The following is a 14,230-nucleotide window of genomic DNA, read 5'->3' on the forward strand; positions in this document are numbered from 1 at the left end:
AGAGAGAGGCCCGACCGCCGGCATCCGACCCCCTCACTCAGAGAGGTGAGACGACACCGGACGGCTCAGCGGAGCAGCAGCATCGAGCGGGTCAGTCTGCGCTCGTGACCGACAGCACCGCGCCGGCGGAATCCAGGTTGACCAGCAGCACGTCGTCGGTGGCGTCCGGATCGAGCGCGTACTCCAGCACGGCGAACGGGTCGGAGCCGCCGTGCTCGTCGGCGAGGATCGTCATGCTCATGAGCTGCAGCGAGCGGATCACGTCGATCTGGATGTCGCCCGAGATGTCGACGAGCGCGTCTTCAAGGGCCTCTCCCAGCGCCTCCTGCTGCTGCAGGATGTACTCGGTGACTTCGCTGGTGCGATCGTTCAGCTCGTTCACCATGGCGTTGCGGGCACTCCCGTCGATGTCTTCGATCGACGAGATGAGGGCCGCGGCGACGTCGAGGGCAGCCTCCGACACATCGTCCTGATCGGGCGCGGTCAGATCGACCGTGACGGACTGGTCGCCCAGGTCGACGTTCTCCGACCAGAAGATCGATCCGTCAGGCCCCGATTCGAGGAGTCCGAAGTAGTCGTGCTCGATCGCCATGTCCCAATGAAACAGCAACCAGCGCGTCCGCGATAGCCCGGACACGGCATGGCGCGGATTCGGTCTGCCGCGACGGCGGATTCAGTCGACGAGGGATGCCGCGAAGACGTGCGGAGTGAAGCCGGTGAGGTCGCCGATGCCCTCGCCCTGGCCCAGCAGCTTCACCGGAATCCCGGTGCGCTCCTGTACGGCGAGCACGAATCCGCCCTTCGCCGAGCCGTCCAGCTTCGTCAGCACGAGGCCGGTCACACCCGCGTGCTCGAGGAACGCCTGCGCCTGCATGACGCCGTTCTGACCGGTCGTCGCGTCGAGCACCAGCAGCACCTCGCTGATCGGCGCCTGCTTCTCGATGACGCGGCGGATCTTGCTGAGCTCGTCCATCAGCCCGCCCTTGGTGTGCAGGCGTCCCGCCGTGTCGATCAGCACGATCTCGGTGCCGGTGCTCTTCGCGTACTCGACGGTCTGGAAGGCCACCGATGCCGGATCCTGCCCCTCCTGCTGCGGCCGGACGATCGTCGCCCCGCCCCGCTCGGCCCAGGTCGCGAGCTGGTCGACGGCCGCCGCGCGGAAGGTGTCGGCCGCGCCGACCACCACGGACCGCCCGTAGCGCTGCAGGAACTTCGCGAACTTGCCGATCGTCGTGGTCTTGCCGACGCCGTTGACCCCGACGACGAGCACGACGGCCGGCCGCTCGGTGAGGCGGAGGGTGGTGTCGAACTTCGCGAAGTGCTCCTCGAGCGTCTCCTTCAGCATCCGCTGCAGATCGCGTGGGTCGGTCGTGCGGTAGCGCTCGACCTTCTCGCGCAGCTCGTCGACGATGCGTTCGGTGATGTCGGGGCCGAAGTCCGCCGTCAGCAGCGCGGTCTCGAGGTCTTCCCAGGTGGTCTCGTCGATCGTGGGCTTGACGAACATGCCGCGCAGCGCACGGCCCAGCGACCAGGAGCTCTCTGCCATTCCTCCAGCCTAGGGCCGCCGCCGATCAGTCCGACGCGGGTGCGATCGCGATCCCGACGTACTCGTTGAGGAGGGCGGTCACCTCGGTGCCGACGTCGTGCCCCGCGGGGCACTCCACATTGACGACGAGCGACGTGCCCAGCGCGCCGAACGTTCGTCCGAACTCGCTCCAGCCGGCCTCGCTGCCGCCACCGCCGCCGCTGCCGCCGACCAGGCGGATGTCGACCGTGCCCTCCTGCGTCGTCTGCGCCACGTAGTCGTCCGACGCGTTCGCCGTCACATCCGCGGCCGTCACGCCCGGGATCTGCGTGCTGAGCACCGCGGCGAGCATGTTGTCGGTGCTGGCGCGGTCGTCCGCCCCGAGCTCCAGGTCGGTGATCGCGCCCTGATAGAACGCGATCGTGCACTGCGTCTGCCCATCGAGGTACGCCCAGCTGCCGTTGCCGTCGTCGGGTGAAGACACCGCGAAGCGTTCGTCTGCGGCCATCAGCCGGTCGTCCCAGCCCACCCGCCAGGATCCCGGGTCCAGCTCTGCGCCCGCCTCGAAGGTGATGTCGGTGGGAGGCATGGCCGCGTCCTCGCCGGCCTCCGGCGTCGCGGTCGCCTCGGCTGACGCCGACCCCGTGGGCTCGGGCGTCGCGCGCCGGGCACCGGACACGTCCGGAGTGCACGCGGTCAACAGGAATGCCGCGAGAACCAGGCCCGCCGCCCGCGCTGAGGTGTGCATACGGGAACGCTACTCCGCCGCTGCTGCGGCGGTTGCCATGGCCGAGTGGCCGAGTCCGTCAGGAGGCCACACGCTCCACGATGCGCTGACCCACGACGGCCGAGACGCCGTCCTGGCGCATCGACACCCCGTAGAGCGCGTCGGCGATCTCCATGGTGCGCTTCTGGTGCGTGATGACGATGAGCTGGCTCGAGGCGCGCAGCTGCTCGAAGACGCCGAGCAGACGACCGAGGTTCGCGTCGTCGAGCGCCGCCTCGACCTCGTCGAGGATGTAGAAAGGGCTCGGCCGCGCCTTGAAGATGGCGGTGAGCAGCGCCACCGCTGCGAGCGAACGCTCGCCGCCCGAGAGCAGGGACAGCCGCTCGATCTTCTTGCCGACCGGGCGCACGGCGACCTCGATCCCCGTCGTGAGTGGTGAGTCGGGGTCGGTCAACGCGATCGATCCCGTTCCTCCCGGGAACAGGATCGGGAACACCTCGCCGAACGCGACCTTCGTGTCTTCGAACGCGGCGAGGAAGATCGACTGCATCCGTTCGTCGAGCTCCTCGATGATCGTGAGCAGGTCCTTGCGGGTCTGGGTGAGGTCGGCGAGCTGCTCGGTCATGAACTTGTGACGCTGCTCGAGGGCTTCGAACTCCTCCAGTGCGAGGGGATTCACCCGCCCCAGCTGGGTGAGCTTGCGCTCGGCCTCCTGAAGTCGCCTGCGCTGCTGTGCACGGTCGAAGGGAACGGTGCGCGACGCGACGTCGTCTCCGTCGTCATCGGCATCGGCTCCCACGTCCGGCTGCGCGGGATCGGCGTCTGCGGCGACAGGAACAGGCTGATCGGGTCCATATTCCGAAATCAGAATGTCTTCGTCGAGCCCGAGCTCGGACTGCACGCGTTCGAGCAGACCACCCACGTGCAGGCGCTTCTCGTGAATCTGCAGCTCCAGGCTGTGGACGCTCTCGGTGAGGCCTGCCAGGCGCTCGCGCAGCGCGCTCTCCTGGGTGCGGAGCTGCCCGAGTTCGGTGGTCACAGCCGTGCGCTCGGACTCCGCGGCGGCGAGGTCCGCCCGCGCCTGCGCCAGCGAGCGGTCGACGGAGTCGATGACGGCGGGCAGCTGCCCCGCGACGCCGGCGGCGATCTCGCGCTGCGCACGGCGCACGACTGCCCGTCGCGCCGCCTCCGCGGCGGCCTCGCGTTCGCGTTCGCGCTGCCGTTCGAGTGCGACGACACGCGCCTCTCCGGCACGGATGCGCTCGCGCAGGGTCTCGACGTCCAGCCGCGCGCGCATCTCGGCGTCACGCGCCGCTTCGAGCTCGGCGAGCATGCCCTCGCGCGCCGACGCGTCGAGGATCGGCCGCGGGGCTTCGAGGGCCGCGGTCAGCTGGTCCTCGGCCGAGCGAGCCGAGTCCTCGGCCTCTTCGACCGCCGCGGCGGCCTGGGCAACGCCGGCGGCGAGCCGGTCGCACTCGGCGACAGCGGCCTCGTGGCGGACAGTCGCGCGATTGACCTGCTCGGCATGGGCGGCGAGGGCCGCATCGTGCTCTCGGAGGGTGGCGAGCGTCGTCCTGGTGCGCTGACGCGCGGACTCGAGCTCGCGGGTCGCGTCGCCGAGCGCCTCCCGCAGCGATTCCGCCACGACGGTGATCTCGTCGCGGCGTTCGGCTGCGGCATCCCGTTCCGCGGCGAGCTCCAGCCGGGAGCGGGACGAGCCGGCACCGGCGCGGAGCGAGTACTCCGTGTAGACCTCTCCGCGTCGGGTCACCAGGGTCAGCGGGCCGCCGAGTTCGGCGTCCGCCAGGGCGGGACCGGCTTCGCGCGCGACCTCGAGGTCGTCGACGACCACGACGTACGAGAGCAGCCCGAGCACACCCTCGGGTGCGGTCACCACCTCACCTGCGGGGACGACGCCGCGCAGCTCGGGGAACGCGGGCCGCATCGTGCCCGCCTCCGCGATGACGATGTCGACCATGCCCGCCTCGGCATCGCGTGCCGCCTCCGCCACCGCGAATGCGCTCGCGCGGTCCTCCACGAGCACGCCTTCCGCGATCGGGCCCAGCACGGCTGCGATCGCCGCCTCGAACCCCGACTTCACCTGCACCGCGTCGCCGACGAGACCGCGCACGCCATCGCGACCCTGCGCGATGAGCGCAGAGGCGCCGTTCTTCACATCCAGCGCCCTGCTCAGCGCGGCCGTCTGCGCCGTCAGCGCCTCACGCTCCCGCTCCGCCGCATGCAGACGCTCGCGCAGCGCCGACACCGCGGCCTCCGCCTCGGCGGCGTCGCGCTGCGCGCGCTCATACGCGGCGGCGTGATCGGCCGTTGACGCATCGGGCACGACGTCGGGGTCGACCCCGGCGAGGACCTCCTCGGCCTCCGCGCGGCGTGCGAGCGCGGCATCCAGCGCCTTCTGCTGCCGCTCGACGGCCGTGCGGACGGCGGCGAGAGCAGATGCCGCGGCCTCGGCGGTCCCCCGCAGGGCCGTGATGCGCATGTCGTGCTCCGAGACGAGCGCGCTCTGCGCGGCGATGTCGACATCGAGGGCGTCGAGCTCGGCGCGGGCCCGCACGACATCGCGGGCGGCCGCCGCGGCAGCGTCCTGCGAGGCCCCCATTCCGTCCGAGACGTCGTCGATCTCGGCACGCGCCTCGTCGATCATCGCCTGCGACACGGTGGTGAACTCGATCCGCTCCTCGTCCTCGGCGTCGCCGAGCAGCGCCAGTCGCTGGCCTGCGAGCGCGTAGAGGCCACGGAGGCGCTCCTGAACGCGCTCCAGCCCGAAGGCGATGCGACGGGCGCGGTCCACGTTCTCCGAGCGCTGGTCGTTCTCGAGCTGCTCGATGCGGACCCGGGAGTTGTCGAGTCGGTCCTGCAGCACCATCCGTTCGGCGTGACGCTCCTGCTCGCTCTGCGCGTGCGATGCGAGCTCGGCCCGGAGCCCCGAGATCTCGTCGGCGAACAGCCGGGCCTTCGCGTCGCGCACCACGGCCGCGATGGTCGCGGCCTCCCGGGCGATCTGAGCCTGCCGCCCGAGCGGCTTCAGCTGCCGGCGCAGCTCGCCGGCGAGATCGCTCAGGCGCGTGAGGTTTGCTTCCATCGCGTCGAGCTTGCGGAGCGTCTTCTCCTTGCGCCGCCGGTGCTTGAGGATGCCGGCGGCCTCTTCGATGAAGCCCCGACGGTCCTCCGGAGTCGCCTGCAGCACGCTGTCGAGTCGCCCTTGACCGACGATCACGTGCATCTCGCGGCCGAGTCCGGAGTCGCTCAACAGCTCTTGGACGTCGAGCAGCCGGCAGGAGTCGCCGTTGATCGCGTACTCGCTCGAGCCGTTGCGGAAGAGCGTGCGGCTGATCGTGACCTCGGCGTACTCGATGGGCAGCGCGCCGTCGCTGTTGTCGATCGTCAGCTGCACCTCCGCACGGCCGAGCGGGCCGCGCGTCGCCGTGCCGGCGAAGATGACGTCCTCCATCTTCCCGCCGCGGAGGGTCTTGGCACCCTGTTCGCCCATCACCCAGGCGAGGGCGTCGACCACGTTCGACTTGCCCGAGCCGTTCGGGCCGACGATGCAGGTCACGCCCGGCTCGAGCGCGAACGTCGTCGGCTGGGCGAACGACTTGAACCCTTTGAGCGTCAGGCTCTTCAGGTGCATGGATTCGCCCCCGCCCCGGTCGATTACCCGCCTACGCTACCCGAGCGAAGCGGTCGCGCCCGGTAGACCGGCCGCAGGACGAGCCGTCTGCGTATCTGTCGTCCGCGGCCCGGCGCCGTTCGAACGCCCAGCGCGTGCCGGGCCGCGACACGCGATACGTTCGCCGAATCTGGGAGAAAGCTTGACGCGGGTATTCCGGAGGCGGTAGCGTCACTCTTCGCGTCTGAAGTCGAGAAAGGAGGTCCCCCGATGATGCTGATGAACCCCACTGGAATCGCCGCCCGTGATGGCGGAGCGATTCGTGCCGTCGCGTCGGGGACCTACTCCTTCGGCGCTGTGCTGAGCGGCCGCTTCCCCGCCGCCATCTGACCCCCGCAGGGGACGAGTCTGCCCGCTTCCGGGCGCTGCTCGTCTACTGCGCCGGCTCCGCTTCGCGGCGCTGAGCGCGCACCCCCTGCCTTCGTTCCGTCGTGCTGCGGCATGACATCTCCGCCTCCGGCGCCCGCCGAGGCATCCTTTCACAACCGGAAAGAGCAATCATGAACACTCTCCTTGCGCCGCAGCGCCGATCGGGCCTTCCCGATACGCTGCGGCTCCCGAGCCGCGACACCCGCATCCCGCTCCTGGACCGCCTCGCCCTCCATGTAGGCCTGCGTCTCCTGCTGTGGAGCACCCGCGCACCGCGACTCGCGGACGACCGCCGCCGGCACGCTCACGCGTTCCAGCACCAGGAGGCCACCGCGCAGCGTGAACGCGCCTACCTCCGCGAGGCCAGCCTCGCGCCCCGGCCGTGACGGCCACCGGGTCCGCCGCCCGCACCCGGGCGGCGGACCCCACCCCCTCGCAACACGCATCGACATCGCAAGGACGCATCGACATGACCACCATCACCGGGCTCGAACTCCGACCCCTCGTCGTTCCCGCTTCGATCGACGCACCGGACGCCGCCGACTTCGTCGAGATGGTCAGGGTGCGCAACATCATCTACCGCGAGATCTCCGGTCACGACGACCATCGGATCACCGCGGACGAGCTGCTCCCCCACTACCGCCCGACCGAGTACCAGACCCGGCTGTCGTGGGTGATCGTGGACAACGGGCGGTGCATCGGCCGCGTCGGCGTCGACATCCCCCAGGAGGCGGGTTCGAAGGAGGCCTTCTGGCTGATCGAGCTGCTGCGCGATTCCTGGGGTCGCGGCATCGGCTCGGCGGCGTACGAGCTCGTCGAGCAGACCGCGCGTGCCCACGGCCGCACCGTGCTGCAGTCCTGGGCGGAGCATCCTGCCACTGCCGGCCCGCGGCTGGCTCCGCCGACCGGCTTCGGACAGATCCCCCACGACCACATCGCCCGGTTCTACCTGCGCCACGGCTACGCGCTGGAACAGGTCGAGCGCAACAGCGCGTTCGACCTCACAGGCTCGTTCGCCGAGGTGGAGCGACTGCTGGCCGAGGCGCAGACAGCCTCACCCGGTTACCGCTTGGTGCAGTGGTTCGCCCCCACCCCTGAGGAGTACGTGGCCGGATACGCCTGGATGAAGTCGCGGATGTCGACCGACGCGCCCTCGGCAGCCCTCGAGTTCGCCGAAGAGGCGTGGGACGCCGCGCGCATCGCCGAGCACGACGCGCGCTACACGTCGTCCGGTCGCACGATCCAGGTGACTGCTGCGCAGCACATCGAGACCGGTGAGCTGTGCGCGTTCAACGAGCTCGTGATCGGCAAGGACCGCACCGAGCCGTCCCACCAGGAGGACACGCTCGTGCTCAAGGAGCACCGGGGCCACAAGCTCGGCACGCTCGTCAAGTGCGCCGGACTCCTGTCCTGGCGCGACGTGGCGCCCGCATCCGCGCGCGTCATCACCTACAACGCAGAGGAGAACCGGCCGATGCTGGACATCAATGAGGCGATCGGCTTCGCGCCGATCGCGTACGTGGGGGCCTGGAAGAAGGTGCTCGATGACTGATTTCGCCGTCACCGCGGTCGTGACCGTCCAGCGGATCGCCGTTCCCGCAGCGGTGGATGCGCCGGACGCCCGCATCTTCCTCGAGATGGTGCGGATCGCCAACGCGGTCTGCCTCGAAGATGCGGGTCACGACTATCTGAACGAGGATGCCGACGAGGTCCTCGGCTTCTGGCAGGACCAGACCGACTGGACCCAGCTCGGCTTCGCCGCGCTGCGCGGCGACGTGGTGCTCGGCGCCGTGAAGCTGATGGTCTCGAACCAGGCCGATACCAGCACCGTGGAGTTCGATCTCATGGTCGACCCGCCGCATCGCAGCCAGGGCGTCGAGGGGCTGCTGCTCGCCGAAGTCGAGCGTGAGGCGCGTGAACGAGGACTCGCCACCATCCAGACCTGGACGCTGCACCGGCCCCAGACGGAGGGCCCGCGCCTGGAGCCGCCGACCGGATGGGGCTCGATCCCCGCCGACGATCCGCAGACGCGATTCCAGCTGGCGAGCGGCTTCACGCTCGAGCAGGTGGAGCGCAACAGCGTCTTCGACCTCACCGGCGACTTCGGCACCGTCGAGCGCATGCTCGCCGAGGCGGTGGCGACCGCCGGTGAGGACTACCGCTCGATCCAGTGGACGTCGCCGACGCCGCCCGAGTACCTCGATGGGTTCGCGTACGCGATCTCGCGCATGTCGACAGATGCGCCCGCCGGCGGTCTGGTCATCGACGAGCAGCATTGGGATGCCGCACGCGTCCAGCGTCGCGACGCCCGGCTGAAGGCGCAGGGCCTCACCGTCTCGGTAGCCGTCGTGCTGCACGTGCCGACGGGCCGGATCGCGGCGTACAACGAACTCGCCATCGCGGAGGACCGCTCCGGCGCGACCCAGCAGTTCGGCACGCTGGTCGTGAAGGAGCACCGCGGGCATCGCCTCGGAACCATCGTGAAGTGCGCGAACCTGCTGCGCTGGCGCGACCTGGTTCCCGAGTCGCCGCGGGTCTCGACCTTCAACGCCGAGGAGAACCGCCACATGCTCGACATCAATGAAGCCATCGGCTTCGTGCCCGCCTCATACGCGGGTGCGTGGAAGAAGGTGCTCGAGCTCTGATCTCGCCGACGAACGGCGCGCGCTTCAGACGCCGTCACGGGGTCCGGGCACCGAGCGCGGCATCCGCTGGCAGTGCGCGCAGAAGTGACTCGAGCGATTCGTGAACGACACGCGCACGATCGGACGGCCGCATCGGGGACACGGTTCCCCGGTGCGGCCGTACGCGTTGAGCGAGTGGGCGAAGTAGCCTGCCTGGCCGTTCACGTTGACGTACTGCGCGTCGAAGCTCGTGCCGCCCTCGGCCAGCGCCTTGTCGAGCACGTGCCGCACCTCGCCCAGCAGGCGGTTCACCGCGCGCGTCGACAGGACCCGTGCCGGCGTCTCCGGGTGGATGCGCGCAGCCCACAGGGACTCGTCGGCGTAGATGTTGCCGACACCGCTGACGATCGTCTGGTCGAGCAGCACCCGTTTGATCGCCGAGTCCTTGCGCCGGAGGATGAGTCGGACGGCGGAATCCGAGAATGCGGGATCCAGCGGATCCCGAGCGATGTGGGCGACCTGTGCCGGGACGGATGCCTCGGCCCACCCCCGTCCGCCGGGTGCGCCGTCAGCGGTCGGGATCAGGTCGTCGATCGCCAGCGATCCGAACGTCCGCTGGTCCGCGAACACGACGGACAGCTCCCCGTGCAGCGGGTGCGCCAGGTCGATGCGAACGCGCTCGTGCCGCTCGGCAGCCGCCCCCGGGGCTCGCAGCAGCATCTGGCCGCTCATTCCCAGGTGGCCCACGACGGCATCGGCGGCCGTGCCGCCGCCGGCGTCGGGATGCAGCGGCAGCCACAGGAACTTGCCGCGCCGGGCGGCGGAGAGCAGGACCCGCCCGGTGAGCCGAGCCTCGAAGTCCGTCGCGTCGCCGGAGTGCCGCGTCAGCGCTCGCTCGTCGAGCACCGTGACGCCGAGCACCAGGGCGCCGCTGACCGCGGGCGCGAGGCCTGCGCGCACGACCTCGACCTCGGGAAGCTCAGGCACGCCCGCTGAGGTCGCGCCACGCGGTGAGCGCGGCGGCCATCTCGGCGTGCTTCTTGCTCGTCCCCGCACCCTCGGCGATGAGGTCGCCGACGGTGACGGCCGCCGTGAAGCGACGATCGTGGTCGGGTCCGGTCGAGGTCACCGCGTACATCGGGGGCTGCAAGCCGCTGTGCGCGGCGAGCTCCTGCAGCGCGGTCTTCGGATCCATCGCCGCGCCGTAGCGCTCGGGATCTGCGAGCAGCGGCTCGACGAGCCGCAGCACCAGGCCGGTGGCGGCATCCGTGCCGGCTGACAGGTAGGCGGCCCCGAAGATCGCCTCCATCGTGTCGGCGAGGATCGAGTCCTTGTCGCGACCGCCGGTGAGGATCTCGCCCCGGCCGAGCAGGAGGTGCTCCCCCAGGCCGATGCCGCGGGCGATCTCGGCGAGGGCGACGGTGGAGACGACACCGGCACGTCGCTTAGCGAGTGCGCCCTCTTCGAGGTCGGGGTGTCCGGTGAACAGTCGCACCGTCACGGCGAGACCCAGCACCGAGTCGCCGAGGAACTCGAGACGCTCGTTGTTCGGCCCCTGCCCGTGCTCGTACGCCCACGACCGATGCGTGAGCGCCAGCGACAGAAGCTCGGGGTCGATGACGACTCCGAGCTTCTGTGTGAGGTCAGCGTGCGCGATGCTCTCGGCAGCGACGTCTGTCACGTCAGTGCGCGATGATCAGACGTCGGCGACCTTGCGGCCCTTGTACTCGAGGAACAGCTCAGTGCCCTGCGAGTCGGTGACGACCTTCGCCTGGTGAGGACGGCTGTAGACCTTCTTGCCGTTCTCGATCGTGGTCGTCAGCGTGATGGGCGCCGCCTTCCACTGAGCGCGACGCGAACGAGTGTTGGAGCGGGAGACCTTCCGCTTCGGGGGGTTACCTGCCATGACTTGCTCTCTTCTGTGTTCTCGACGCCGGGAATCAACCGCGGGGGCGCGGTGCTTCGTCGTCGTGGTCTGTGGTGTAGTCCTGGAGCGCGGCCCAACGTGGATCGAGGGGCTCGCTCAGCTGCGATCCGGCGCTATCGGCCAGTCGCTCGCCCGTGACCGGATCGAGGCCGGGGCAATCCGGCTGGCACACCGGCTGAAACGGAAGCGACAGGACGACCGCTTCCCTGACCAGAGTTTCAAGATCCACGTGATCGTCTTGAACCTCGAAGTCAGCTTCTTCCTCCCCAGGATACGCGAAAAGCTCCTGAAACTCGACTTGGAGCCCCTCGGTGATGTCGGTGAGGCACCGGCTGCAGACGCCGGAGTACTCGGTGTCGATGTCGCCGGAGGCGAGAATGCCCTCGTGCACGGACTCGAGCCGCACCTCGACGACGACCGGCTCCCCCTCGGGGATGGATACCAGGCCCTCTCCCCACTTCGCGGGTGCCGGGACCTCGATGGTGTGCTCGCGCATCTCGCCGGAGCGGTGGATGATGTCGCGGATCGGAAGGACGAACGGACCCGTCACATGCTTTCTGGCCACGACTCCAGCCTAGCCGCGGTTCCTGGTCAGATGCCCCGCGCGCCGGTGTCGAGGAACCGCGCCACCGCCGACGGCACGTACGGCGAGACGTCGCCGCCGAGCGCGGCGACCTGACGCACCAGCGAGCTCGACACGAGCGCGTGCGCGGGGTCGGGCAGGAGGAACACCGTCTCGACGTGCGCGAGGTGGCGGTTCACGATCGCCATCGGCGTCTCGTACGCCACGTCGATCTGCGAGCGGATGCCCTTCACCAGGACGCTCGCCCCGACATCCGTCGCGTAGTCGACCAGCAGGCCCATGCTCCACGAGGCCACGACGACCTCGCCGTCGATGTCGCTCTCGGCGATGGACTGCTCGAGTAGCGCCTGACGCTGCGCGATCGGCAGCATGGCCTCTTTACCGGGGTTGTGCACGACGAGCACGTGGAGCTCGTCGTAAAGCGACGCGGCGCGGCGGATCACGTCGAGATGACCGAGCGTCGGCGGATCGAACGAACCAGGGACGACGGCGATCCGGCTGCTCATGCCGACCAGCCTACTGGGCGCCTCGAGGTCGAATCCGCCGCGCGTCAGTTCTTCGCGAGGGCCGCGCGCTCGGCCATTCCGACGTTGCGTTCGAGCGCGGCGGACAGACCAGGATGCCGCTGCAGCGCGGGGTCGTCGGCCAGCACCTGCTCGGCCGCGATCCGCGCCTCGGCGATGATGTCGGCATCCTTCACCACCCGCAGGAGGCGCAGCGACGACCGCGCGCCGGACTGCGCGTCGCCCAGGACGTCGCCCTCCCCCCGCAGCTCGAGATCGACCTCGGCCAGCGCGAAGCCGTCCAGAGTCGAAGCGACGGCTTCGACGCGATCGCGCGCCGGGGTGCCGCGGGGCGCCTCGGTGACCAGCAGGCAGAGGCCCGGGATGCCGCCACGACCGACGCGACCGCGCAGCTGATGAAGCTGCGACACGCCGAACCGGTCGGCCTCGAGGATCGCCATCGTCGACGCGTTCGGCACGTCCACGCCGACCTCGACCACTGTCGTCGCCACCAGCACGTCGATGTCACCGCGGGCGAACGCCTGCATGACGGCATCCTTCTCGTCAGAGGGCATCTTGCCGTGCAGCATCTCGACACGGATGTCGGAGAACGACGAATGCCGCGACAGCAGGTCTGCGACCTGCACGACTCCCCAGCGCGTGCGGGCCGTCTCACCGCCGACGTCTCCGGGCGGCTCGTCGGCGGTGTCGTCCTTGGTGAGCGCCTCGGCGTCGATGGCGGCGCAGACGACGAACCCCTGGCGCCCCTGGCCGACCTCCTCGGCGATGCGCTCCCACACCCGCCCGAACCAGCCGGGATGCTCGGCCAGCGGAGCGACGAACGTCTCGATACCCGCGCGCCCGGCCGGCATCGTGCGGATGGTCGAGACGTCCAGGTCGCCGAAGACCGTCATCGCCACGGTGCGCGGGATGGGCGTCGCGGTCAGCACCAGCGCATGCGGCGACGAGCCCTTCGCGCGCAGCGACTCGCGCTGCTCGACGCCGAAGCGGTGCTGCTCGTCGACCACGACCAGACCGAGGTCGGCGAACGTGGTGCTCTCGCTGAGGAGGGCATGGGTGCCGACGACGATGCGCGCCTGGCCGGATGCGGCGCGCAGCGCGGCCTTGCGCCGCTCTGCCGCGGGCAGCTGCCCGGTGAGCAGGGTGGGCATCAGCTCGGGGGCGAGCTGCGGGCCCAGCATCCGGGCGATGGAGCGCACGTGCTGCCCCGCCAGCACCTCTGTCGGGGCGATGAGCGCCGACTGGCCGCCGGACTCGGCGACCTGCAGCATCGCGCGCAGAGCGACGAGCGTCTTGCCCGAGCCGACCTCACCCTGCACCAGGCGGTTCATCGGCCAGTCGCCCTGGAGATCGCGGGCCACGTCATCGCCGACACTGACCTGGTCGGGCGTGCGGGGGAACGGCAATGCTGCGTCGAACCGCTCCAGCAGCGCCCCGGGAGCCCGGCGTGTCGCAGACAGCGCCCGGACGAACTGTCGCTGCTGCAGGAGTGCGACCTGCAGGACGAAGGCCTCCTGCATGCGCAGCGTCGCGCGCGCCGGCTCGATCTCCTCCAGGGCCTTCGGCCGGTGGATGCGCTCGATCGCCGTGCGGGCGTCGAGCAGCCCGTGCCGCGCGCGAAGCTCGTCGGTGAGCGGGTCCGGGACATCGCCGAGCCCATCGAGCACGAGGTCGACGATCTTCTGCAGCTGCCAGCTGGCGATCGTGCTCGTCGCCGGGTAGATGGGGATGGGCAGGTTCACGTTCGCCTCGGCCTGAAGGCGGGCCTGCTCCTCGTCGTCGAACAGCTCGTAGTCGGGGTGGGCGAGCTGCTTCGCGCCGCGATACTCCCCCACCTTTCCGGCGAAGATGCCGCGCCGGCCAGGCTTGAGGTCCTTGACGCGCCAGGCCTGGTTGAAGAACGTCAGCGACAGCTCGCCGTTGCCGTCGCTGATCACCACCTCGAGCAGCGACCCGTTCCGGTTCTTCATGCGCCGTTCGCTCGCCCGCCGGACCTCGGCCACGATCGTCACCGGCTCGCCCACCGGAAGCGAGGAGATCTGCGTCAGCTCGCCTCGACGCGCGTACCGGCGGGGATAGTGCGCCATCAGGTCGCCGACCGTCGTCATGCCGAAGGCACGCTCGAGCGCCGCCGCGGTCTTGCCGCCGACCGCGCCGCCGAGGCTCGAGTCGAGGGTGAAGGACGCCATGAGTCGAGTCTAGGATCCGCCGCCGACGACCGTCGGCGAACCCACAGCGCGCAGGTCGGGGAGCCACGGCG

General features: G+C 70.2%; 13 protein-coding genes. 3 read left to right on the forward strand and 10 right to left on the reverse strand.

The genetic code is table 11. From position 1 onward, the window contains the following. Positions 1-91: 91 nt before the first annotated feature. The 4 genes from B2K11_RS06210 to smc form a co-directional block, all read right to left on the reverse strand. Positions 92-592, reverse strand: coding sequence for a DUF2004 domain-containing protein (locus B2K11_RS06210; RefSeq protein ID WP_163617359.1), 501 nt, complete (start codon positions 590-592; stop codon positions 92-94). An 81-nt stretch (positions 593-673) separates the two neighbouring features. Next, complete coding sequence (gene ftsY, locus B2K11_RS06215; RefSeq protein ID WP_163617360.1) at positions 674-1,546, reverse strand: signal recognition particle-docking protein FtsY; 873 nt, start codon at positions 1,544-1,546, stop codon at positions 674-676. A 25-nt stretch (positions 1,547-1,571) separates the two neighbouring features. Next, complete coding sequence (locus B2K11_RS06220; protein ID WP_163617361.1) at positions 1,572-2,273, reverse strand: hypothetical protein; 702 nt, start codon at positions 2,271-2,273, stop codon at positions 1,572-1,574. A gap of 58 nt (positions 2,274-2,331) precedes the next feature. Next, positions 2,332-5,904: a chromosome segregation protein SMC gene (gene smc / locus B2K11_RS06225; protein ID WP_163617362.1), complete on the reverse strand. Its 3,573-nt coding sequence runs from the start codon at positions 5,902-5,904 to the stop codon at positions 2,332-2,334. Positions 5,905-6,443: 539 nt separating this feature from the next. On the opposite strand from smc, the gene B2K11_RS06230 reads away from it, so the two are divergent. The 3 genes from B2K11_RS06230 (at position 6,444) to B2K11_RS06240 (ending at position 8,957) form a co-directional block, all read left to right on the forward strand. After that, positions 6,444-6,698, forward strand: coding sequence for a hypothetical protein (locus B2K11_RS06230; protein WP_163617363.1), 255 nt, complete (start codon positions 6,444-6,446; stop codon positions 6,696-6,698). Between the two features lie 83 nt (positions 6,699-6,781). Continuing rightward, complete coding sequence (locus B2K11_RS06235) at positions 6,782-7,864, forward strand: GNAT family N-acetyltransferase (RefSeq protein WP_163617364.1); 1,083 nt, start codon at positions 6,782-6,784, stop codon at positions 7,862-7,864. Beyond that, positions 7,857-8,957 carry a GNAT family N-acetyltransferase gene (locus B2K11_RS06240; protein WP_163617365.1) on the forward strand — a complete coding sequence of 367 codons (1,101 nt, stop codon included), beginning with the start codon at positions 7,857-7,859 and terminating at the stop codon, positions 8,955-8,957. The genes B2K11_RS06235 and B2K11_RS06240 overlap by 8 nt, the downstream gene beginning before the upstream one ends. Positions 8,958-8,981: 24 nt before the next feature. Here the strand turns inward: B2K11_RS06240 and mutM are convergent, their stop codons facing one another. The 6 genes from mutM to B2K11_RS06270 are packed head-to-tail and all read right to left on the reverse strand — an operon-like array spanning position 8,982 to position 14,159. Beyond that, the gene (gene mutM / locus B2K11_RS06245) at positions 8,982-9,923 is read right to left on the reverse strand and encodes a bifunctional DNA-formamidopyrimidine glycosylase/DNA-(apurinic or apyrimidinic site) lyase (RefSeq protein WP_163617366.1); all 942 of its coding nucleotides are present in this window, start codon (positions 9,921-9,923) and stop codon (positions 8,982-8,984) included. Next, positions 9,916-10,617 (reverse strand): ribonuclease III, encoded by a 702-nt coding sequence (rnc, locus tag B2K11_RS06250; protein ID WP_163617367.1) that lies wholly within the window; start codon positions 10,615-10,617, stop codon positions 9,916-9,918. Before rnc ends, mutM begins: the two co-directional genes overlap by 8 nt. 15 nt (positions 10,618-10,632) lie before the next feature. Continuing rightward, the gene (gene rpmF / locus B2K11_RS06255; RefSeq protein ID WP_163617368.1) at positions 10,633-10,842 is read right to left on the reverse strand and encodes a 50S ribosomal protein L32; all 210 of its coding nucleotides are present in this window, start codon (positions 10,840-10,842) and stop codon (positions 10,633-10,635) included. 34 nt (positions 10,843-10,876) lie between these two features. Then, the gene (locus B2K11_RS06260; RefSeq protein ID WP_163617540.1) at positions 10,877-11,413 is read right to left on the reverse strand and encodes a DUF177 domain-containing protein; all 537 of its coding nucleotides are present in this window, start codon (positions 11,411-11,413) and stop codon (positions 10,877-10,879) included. A gap of 41 nt (positions 11,414-11,454) precedes the next feature. Then, the gene (gene coaD, locus B2K11_RS06265; protein ID WP_163617369.1) at positions 11,455-11,952 is read right to left on the reverse strand and encodes a pantetheine-phosphate adenylyltransferase; all 498 of its coding nucleotides are present in this window, start codon (positions 11,950-11,952) and stop codon (positions 11,455-11,457) included. A 44-nt stretch (positions 11,953-11,996) separates the two neighbouring features. Continuing rightward, positions 11,997-14,159: an ATP-dependent DNA helicase RecG gene (locus B2K11_RS06270; protein ID WP_163617370.1), complete on the reverse strand. Its 2,163-nt coding sequence runs from the start codon at positions 14,157-14,159 to the stop codon at positions 11,997-11,999. Between the last annotated feature and the right edge of the window lie 71 nt (positions 14,160-14,230).

Source organism: Microbacterium sp. B35-30 (assembly GCF_010634855.1).
In the GTDB taxonomy this organism is placed as follows: Bacteria; Actinomycetota; Actinomycetes; order Actinomycetales; family Microbacteriaceae; genus Microbacterium.